Below are 7172 nucleotides of genomic sequence, written 5' to 3'. Positions count from 1 at the left end.
AGTACGAGCCGTGGCCCTCCGCCTTGCGATGCACCGTACCGGACGCCGCGACCCGGCAAACCTTCCCGGCCACAGCACTAGGCCTCGGCGGCGCGGGTAGGCGCGGGATGCCGCGCCTGCTGCCTGAGGGCGACCCGCGCGGCCCGCATGACGGACGGTGCCCTGCCGGACGGCCCTGCCGCCGGTCCACGGACGAACGATCGGACACAGCGTGACGAGTACGAGGAGCAGCACGACCACCCGGACTCACCAGGCACGAGGGGCGGTGGCGTCCATGGGGACGCCGCCCAACGACCCGGTGCCGCCCAGCCCGACCCCCGCGCCAGGCCCCGGCCCGGGACCGCAACCCGGGCCCCTGCCCGGCCCGGTACCGGCGCCCGGACCGGATCCGGTACCGCCGGCGCCTCCGCAGCCCGAGCCCGATCCGCCGCCGCCCGTACCGCGGCCCGACCGTCAGCCGCCACCCGGGCCCCTCCCGGGACCGGTGCCGGCACCGGAGCCCGTCACCTGAGTCCGGCTGTCCGGCCCCGGCCGCGGACCCGCTAAGGACCCGGGCCCGGGGACGTACTGGCGGAGGCCTTCGACCGGGAGCGGCGCACCCGGCGGAAGGCGGGCGGCCGGCCGGCCGGCCGGCCGGTTCACATGTGGGGCTGGTTGTAGTACCGGGCGAACTGTTCCAGGTAGCTGGGCCCGGTGTTGTACTGCGACTCCTCGAATTCCGGAGCGTTCTTGATCTGCTCCTTGCTCCGGTTGACGTGGACCGTCCGGGCGGCCGTGTCGATCCGGGTGATGACCCCGGCCGGAAGCAGGACGTGCTTGCCGAAGATCCACACACCGGTGTCCACGACGATGAGGGAAGCGCCGACTTCCTCGGAGTGCTTGTCGACCTTGCCGATGCTCCCGTCGGTGGCCTCCACCTTGTAGCCGACGAGGTCGATCCCCTTCGAGTAGCCCGTGGTGTCCTCGTGACCCCAGCCCCAGATGTCCTGCGTGCTCATGATCGGCTCCTCTCCGTGAGTAGCGTGCGTACCGTCCGTCCTTGACGACGGAGTGCGACCCCCGTCGCAGCCATGAGGCCGAGGCCGCACCCCGCACCGGGCGCCTACCCAGCCGGGCGCGGCCGACGCAGGACGGTGCGCGTTCCACCGGTTTGCGCGGTCCGGAGCGGGGCAGCAGCCCGTGCGCGGGGCTGCCGCGGCCCGCGGAGGCCCGCGTCGAGTTCCAGCGAGGGCGAGGAGGACGGCCATGGACGAGCAGGGTGGCGCGGGAGGAGTGCCGCTGGAGGGCGGGCGGAATCCGGACCGGCACCGCAAGGCGCGGGCCGACCGCCACGATGACAAGGCGCGGGCCGGCCGCCGCGACGGCGGGACCACTCCGGCGGCGGACACGGACGAAGCCAGCCGTCTGGACCGTCCGCAGCAGCCGGAGAAGCCGAGTGGGAAGCCGGGCGGGAAGGGGACGCGGTGGGTGGGCCCGCGCGATGAGTGACGCCGGACCGCACCTGGGCGGGCGGGGAGCGGGCGTGCCATGCTCATGAGGTGAAGGGCGATGCCGCACCCGTGGGTGAGGGCGCCGCACCCGAGGTGGTGGCGCTCGCCAGGGTCGTGGCCCGACTCCGGTCGGAAGTCGTCGACCTGGAAGGCGTCGCCGCGACCACGGCCGTGGTCGAGCGGGCCACGGGCGTACTCATGGCCCAGGCGGGTGTCTCCGCCGACACGGCGCACGAGCTGCTCCTCGAACGGGCCCGCCGGCGCGGCCGTTCCGTCCTGGAGGAGTGCTGGATCACGCTGGGCCAGGTCCGCCTGCGCCGGTCCCCGGGGACCGTGCGGATCTCTCTGCCCACGGCCTCGACCACGGGCCTGGCGAACGAGCCGAGCACCTCGGTGTTCAGCCGTCGCCGCTATCTCGCCGGACACCACGACGGTGGCGGCGAGCTGAGCGGCCTGCTGGCACGGGTCGCCGACGGCCTGGCCGCGGCGCACGGCGGCGACGACATCGCGGAGCTGCTGGTGAGCGTGCTCGGCGGGGCCACCGACGTGGACGCGGTGATGATCTACACCGAGGCCGCCACCGGGAGCCTGGATCTGACCGGAAGCGCCGGAATCGACGAGGCGCTGGCCGAGCAGTGGCGCCACATCCCCCCGCTGAGCGGGGTCGCCGCGCTCGAAGCGGTCGCCGGCCGCCGCGCCCTATGGCTGGAGGACCCCGAGCAGGACGCCCGGCGCTACCTGCTGATCGGGGACCCGCCGGAGCGCTGGCCGGCGCGAGCCTGGGTCCCCTTGCCCGGCGACGGGCCACCCAGGGCGGCGATCGGCTTCCTGCGCACACGACCGGGCCCCTTCACCGCCGCCACCCGGGCGCTGCTGCGCCAGGCCACCCGGCTGTGCGCGGTGCCCCTCGGGGCGCGGGAACGAACCGGCGACCCGGAGGCCTTGGGAGCGGCCGGCGCCGACTATGCGGCGACGGTCCAGCTGATCCTGGACACCCTGGCCGGACCGGCGACCCTGCTCACCCCCCTGCGCTCGGAGACGGGTGACGTGGAGGACTACCGCATCGATGCGGCGGCGCCCGAGTCCGTGGACGTGGCGGGCCGGCGCGGCAAGGAGCTCGTGGGCCGCCGGATCCTGGAGACGTACCCCACCGTGGCGGGCACCGCCCTCTGGGAGGGGTACCTCAAGACGCTCACCACCGGAACCAGGTACGAGGGGGAACCCTTCACCTACGAGGAAGTGATCGCCGGCGTCCCCCGGCAGTCCGTCTACTCGGTCCGGGCGTCCAGGCTCGGAGACCACCTGGTGGTCTCCTGGGTCTGCCATGACAGCAGCGAGCGCGAGACCCGGCGGCTGGCCGACATGCAGCGCCTCGGCAACCTCGGCTGGGCGGGCTGGAACCTGGTCACCGACACCGTCACCTGGTCCGAGCAGGTCTACGCGATCTTCGACCGCGATCCGGACCGGGGGCCGATGCCGCTGGAGGAACTGCCGAGCCACGTCGTCCCCGACGACCTTCAGCAGCTGGGTGCCGCCGTCGAGCGGCTGCTGAGCGAGGGCGAGGCCATCGACCAGCCGTTCCGGATCACCACCGGGCACGGGGTCCGGCACCTTCGGATCGTCGCCGAGGCCCAGACGGACGCCGCCGGCACACCTGTCGAGGTGCACGGCTTCTTCCAGGACCTGACCGCACGGCACGACATCGAAGTCGCCCTGCGCGACAGCGAGCGGGCCGTCCTCCTCCAGCGGGGCATGCTCCAGGCCGAACGCGCGCTCGCCGCAAGCCTCCAGGACACGCTGCTGCCGATCCCCGAACAGTCCCTGGAACTGGCCGGCCTGTGCATCGACGTGGCCTACGTCCCCTCCGACAGCGGGGTCAACGTCGGCGGCGACTGGTACAGCGCCATCGAACTCCCCGACGAGAGCGCCCTGTTCGTCATCGGAGACGTGGCGGGCCACGGACTGGCCGCCGTCGGGACCATGGCCCAGCTCCGCTTCACCGCCAAGGGCATGGCCATCACCGGCTCGCTGCTGCCCGACGTCCTGCGTCGGCTCAACACCCTGCTGCTGCACACCGGTTCGGACCCGTCGGGCAGTGCCACCGCCACCATGATCATGGCCCGCTACCAGCCCTGGGACCGGCGGCTGATCTGGGTGCGGGCAGGCCACCTGCCGCCCCTGCTGATCCGGGGCGACCGGGCGGAGTACCTCGAGCAGCCCAGGGGCGCCCTTCTCGGCGCGACCTTCGAAGCCTCGTACGACCAGGCGTCCATAAGCCTGCTGCCCGATGATCACCTGCTCTTCTACACGGACGGGCTCGTGGAGGAACCGGGCGAGGACATAGGGGCCGGCCTCGACCGCCTCGCGGAGACCGCGGTGCGACTTCTCCGGGACGGCCGCGGCGAAACCCTCGCCCGCACGCTCGCCGCGCTGTGCACGGCCCAGCGCGACGACATCTGCGTCCTGGACGTCCACGTCCCGGACCGGGACGTACAGGACAGGGACCTGGTACCGGACGGGGAGGTTCCGTAAAAGGAGGGTCAGCCTCCCCCGTGTGGGTATATCCCCTAGGGAAGGCCACGACGGTTCCCGCCGCCCCGCCCGGGGTCGGCCGGTGCCCACCAATCCGTCGGAGGAAGCTCATGGCACCCGTTTCCAGCGACACCACGGATCTGCTCCGCATCGACCTCCGCACCGGGATGCCCGATGTTCCGGAGGATCCGCTCACCGTCAGCACCGGCGAGGCGCGGACCCTGTCCGTAGCGCTGTTCCGGCGGCTGAAGGAGCTGAGCGAAGGGACGCCGGAGTACTCGTACGTGCGCAATACGCTCGTCGAGCTCAACCTCAGCCTGGTGAAGTACGCGGCACGCCGGTTCCGCAACCGCTCCGAGCCGATGGAGGACATCGTCCAGGTCGGCACGGTGGGCCTGATCAAGGCCATCAACCGGTACGACGTCGAGCGGGGGGTCGAGTTCACGACGTTCGCCATTCCCACGATCACCGGCGAGATGAAGCGGTTCTTCCGCGACACCAGCTGGTCCGTGAAGGTCCCGCGGCGCCTCCAGGAACTCCGCCTCGACATCGCCAAGACGCACGACGCGCTCGAACAGCGGCTGGGACGCCACCCGACCGACCTGGAGCTGGCGCAGCACCTCGGCATCACCACGGAGGCGCTGGACGAGGGCCGCCGGGCGGCCAACGGCTACCTGGCGGGATCCCTGGACGCCCCGGTGGGACCCGAGGCGGACGGCGGCTCCCGGGGGTGGCCGCTGGGGGAGGAGGAGGCGGCGTACGACCGCATCGAATGCCTGGAGACGCTGAAGCCGCTGCTCGCCACGCTCAGTGACCGCGACCGGCTGATCCTCTCGCTGCGCTTCGGCCAAGAGCTGAACCAGTCGGAGATCGGCGATCGGCTGGGCCTCTCCCAGATGCACGTCTCGCGACTGCTGAGCCGCATCATGGCCCGGCTGCGGACCGGGATGCTGGAGGACGAGGACGAGGACGAGCGCGAGGGTGGCGCCGAGAACGAGGCACAAGCCAAGTGCGAGCGGGGGGCCTAGGACGCGTTCAAGCCGTGCGGGGCGACCGGCCCGGCTGCCGGGAGGGGGTTTCCCCGCTCTCCCGCAGGGGCGGTGGAGTGGCGACCTCCACCCACACGCACTTTCCGCCGTCGACCGGATCCGCCCCCCACGCGCGGGCCAGCCGCTTCACGATGAGCAGCCCGTGGCCTCCGGGACGGGCCGGATCCGCCGGGAACCGGTAGACCGGTACGACCGGACTGGCGTCCGTGACCTCGATGCGCAACCGCTCGGCGGTGAGGTGCAACAGCAGTGAATTCGGCCCGCCCGCGTGCATGCAGGCGTTGGCCACCACTTCGGACACCAGGAGCAGTACGTCGTCCGCGGATTCGGCGGTCTCCTCGTCGCCGGCGCTCCCGCTGCCGGCTTCCGGCAGCCACTGCCAGTCGGTGAGGGCCCGGCGGGTGAAGTCGCGGCACCGGCCGACGACATCCGTGGTGCCGTGCAACAGCAGGCGCCGGGTCCGCTCCGGTGACCGGCGCTCACTCATCCGTGCTCCTCCGCTACGTGCGTGGGTGACTCGCCAGAGCCGCGTCCACATCGGGGTGCTGAGGGAAGAGACCGTCGGCGCCGGTGACGTGGAACATGCGTGCGACCGGCCGGTGCAGACCGATCAGTTCGAGGCTGCCGCCGGATTCCCGGGCCGCGAGCCGGTTGTGCAGCAACACGTTCAATCCCGTGGAATCACAGAACTCCAGCCCGCTGACATCGACCAGCAGGCGTGGCCCGCCGCTTTCCCGGGCTGCTTCGAGGGCCGAGCGCAGGGGCTCCGCGGTTTCGTGGTCGAGCTCTCCTGCCAAGGTCAGGACGGTGGCCCCGTCGAGGGGTCGCACGTGGACCGCGAGGCGGTCTGGGTCCTCGTCCGTCGAGGGCATCGCGTGCCCCTTCCTCCAGTGGTTCGTGTCCCGACACCGGATACGTCTCGCGCCTACCCCGTCAGGGGCCGCCAAACCCGGGCGGGACGGTGTCGACGGGGAAGAGGGAGAGGGCGCCGGTGATCTCCAGCAGCCGCAGCATCTGGGCGTTCGGTGCGGCCAGGCGCAGTGTGCGGCCGGACTCCACGGCCTGCAGGCGGGCCCGGAGCAGCAGGTTCAGTCCGGCGGAATCGCAGAAGGTCAGACCGCTGAGGTCGACGACGATGTCGGCGCGGCCGCCCGCGCGGGTCGCCGCTTCGAGCAGCAGGGCGCGCACCTCGCCGACCCGGCTGAGGTCCATCTCGCCCGACAGGCGGACCACGACCGCCTCCCCGGCAGGGGGAGGCGGTCCGGCGGGGTCGTGCGTGCCGTGCTCTCGCGTCATCCTCAGCGCTGTCCCTTGGCCTTCTTCATCTTGTCCGCGGCATCGGAGGTCATTTCCTCGGCCTTGCCGGCCATCCGCTCGGTGCTTCCCTCCGCCTGCATGCGCTTGTCGTCCATGGCGCTGCCGAGGTTCTCCTTGAGCTTCCCCTTGGCCTGCTTCGCCTTGCCCTTTGCCTTGCCCATGACGAGTTCTTCCTTCCTGAGGGGGTACTGCTGCCACCATGCGCCAGGGGACGGCCGCCTGCAATACGTACCGAATTGTCTGCAATTTTGACTGCCCCGAGAGGCGGGAGTCCGGCGCGAATGCGGTGGGCGGCCCCGGGTAGGCGACCCGTAGGCCATGCCCCCGGACCGAGGAGTGATCATGCCTCGTGGTTCCAGCCCCAAGCGGGAACGCCAGTACGAGCACATCAAGGAGAGCGTCGAGCGGCGCGGTGAGAGCGCCGAGCGGGCGAAGGAGATCGCCGCGCGGACCGTCAACAAGGAGCGGGCCCGTGCCGGGGAGTCCGAGACGGCGAGCAAGAGTTCCCTCGAGGACATCTCCTCGGGCAGGCGCGGCGGGCTGCGCTCGCACCGGGGCGCGCAGGGGCCGACGTACGACCAGCTCTACGCGGAGGCCAAGCGGCGCGATCTGCACGGCCGTTCCTCCATGGACAAGGCCGAACTCAAGCGGGAGCTCGGCTACTGACGGCCCGGCTCCGTTCCTCGTCACCTCGGGGGGGGGGGGGTAGGGGGGGGGGGAGGGCGGGGGGGGGGGGAGGAGGGGGGAGGGAGGGGCGAGAGACGAATACTTGTCCTCGCTGAGT

At 72.0% G+C, this 7172-nt stretch carries 9 protein-coding genes; 4 read left to right on the top strand and 5 right to left on the bottom strand.

The features are described 5' to 3' along the window. Positions 1–638: 638 nt before the first annotated feature. A complete protein-coding gene (locus tag ACFWBW_RS41250; RefSeq protein ID WP_385384910.1) occupies positions 639–998 on the bottom strand; it encodes a PRC-barrel domain-containing protein in 360 nt (119 codons plus the stop codon). A gap of 247 nt (positions 999–1245) precedes the next feature. On the opposite strand from ACFWBW_RS41250, the gene ACFWBW_RS41245 reads away from it, so the two are divergent. From ACFWBW_RS41245 to ACFWBW_RS41235, 3 genes are all read left to right on the top strand, one after another. After that, a complete protein-coding gene (locus ACFWBW_RS41245) occupies positions 1246–1488 on the top strand; it encodes a hypothetical protein (protein WP_385384907.1) in 243 nt (80 codons plus the stop codon). A 50-nt stretch (positions 1489–1538) separates the two neighbouring features. Next, a complete protein-coding gene (locus ACFWBW_RS41240; protein WP_385384904.1) occupies positions 1539–4022 on the top strand; it encodes a SpoIIE family protein phosphatase in 2484 nt (827 codons plus the stop codon). Between the two features lie 110 nt (positions 4023–4132). Beyond that, positions 4133–5050 (top strand): SigB/SigF/SigG family RNA polymerase sigma factor, encoded by a 918-nt coding sequence (locus ACFWBW_RS41235; RefSeq protein WP_385384901.1) that lies wholly within the window; start codon positions 4133–4135, stop codon positions 5048–5050. Between the two features lie 7 nt (positions 5051–5057). On the opposite strand, the gene ACFWBW_RS41230 is transcribed toward ACFWBW_RS41235, so the two are convergent. From ACFWBW_RS41230 to ACFWBW_RS41215, 4 genes are all read right to left on the bottom strand, one after another. Then, positions 5058–5558: an ATP-binding protein gene (locus ACFWBW_RS41230; RefSeq protein ID WP_385384899.1), complete on the bottom strand. Its 501-nt coding sequence runs from the start codon at positions 5556–5558 to the stop codon at positions 5058–5060. 13 nt (positions 5559–5571) lie between these two features. Then, complete coding sequence (locus ACFWBW_RS41225; protein ID WP_385384896.1) at positions 5572–5943, bottom strand: STAS domain-containing protein; 372 nt, start codon at positions 5941–5943, stop codon at positions 5572–5574. 61 nt (positions 5944–6004) lie between these two features. Continuing rightward, positions 6005–6367: an STAS domain-containing protein gene (locus ACFWBW_RS41220; RefSeq protein WP_385384893.1), complete on the bottom strand. Its 363-nt coding sequence runs from the start codon at positions 6365–6367 to the stop codon at positions 6005–6007. A 2-nt stretch (positions 6368–6369) separates the two neighbouring features. Beyond that, positions 6370–6549, bottom strand: a complete 180-nt coding sequence (locus tag ACFWBW_RS41215) for a CsbD family protein (RefSeq protein WP_385384890.1) — start codon at positions 6547–6549, stop codon at positions 6370–6372. Between the two features lie 181 nt (positions 6550–6730). Between ACFWBW_RS41215 and ACFWBW_RS41210 the strand changes: the two genes are divergently transcribed. Next, positions 6731–7054 carry a plasmid stabilization protein gene (locus ACFWBW_RS41210; protein WP_385384887.1) on the top strand — a complete coding sequence of 108 codons (324 nt, stop codon included), beginning with the start codon at positions 6731–6733 and terminating at the stop codon, positions 7052–7054. Positions 7055–7172 lie beyond the last annotated feature (118 nt).

The sequence above is a fragment of the Streptomyces sp. NPDC059957 genome, from assembly GCF_042730015.1.
GTDB lineage: Bacteria > Actinomycetota > Actinomycetes > Streptomycetales > Streptomycetaceae > Streptomyces.
Note: the sequence above shows the minus strand (reverse complement) of the source record. Positions and strands in the feature narration are given on the sequence as shown.

Excerpts from the sequence above, each read along its gene's own strand:
- ACFWBW_RS41225 (WP_385384896.1), bottom strand. The coding sequence starts at position 5,943 with ATGCCCTCGACGGACGAGGACCCAGACCGCCTCGCGGTCCACGTGCGA.
- ACFWBW_RS41230 (WP_385384899.1), bottom strand. The coding sequence starts at position 5,558 with ATGAGTGAGCGCCGGTCACCGGAGCGGACCCGGCGCCTGCTGTTGCAC.
- ACFWBW_RS41235 (WP_385384901.1), top strand. The coding sequence starts at position 4,133 with ATGGCACCCGTTTCCAGCGACACCACGGATCTGCTCCGCATCGACCTC.
- ACFWBW_RS41210 (WP_385384887.1), top strand. The coding sequence starts at position 6,731 with ATGCCTCGTGGTTCCAGCCCCAAGCGGGAACGCCAGTACGAGCACATC.
- ACFWBW_RS41220 (WP_385384893.1), bottom strand. The coding sequence starts at position 6,367 with ATGACGCGAGAGCACGGCACGCACGACCCCGCCGGACCGCCTCCCCCT.
- ACFWBW_RS41245 (WP_385384907.1), top strand. The coding sequence starts at position 1,246 with ATGGACGAGCAGGGTGGCGCGGGAGGAGTGCCGCTGGAGGGCGGGCGG.
- ACFWBW_RS41250 (WP_385384910.1), bottom strand. The coding sequence starts at position 998 with ATGAGCACGCAGGACATCTGGGGCTGGGGTCACGAGGACACCACGGGC.
- ACFWBW_RS41215 (WP_385384890.1), bottom strand. The coding sequence starts at position 6,549 with ATGGGCAAGGCAAAGGGCAAGGCGAAGCAGGCCAAGGGGAAGCTCAAG.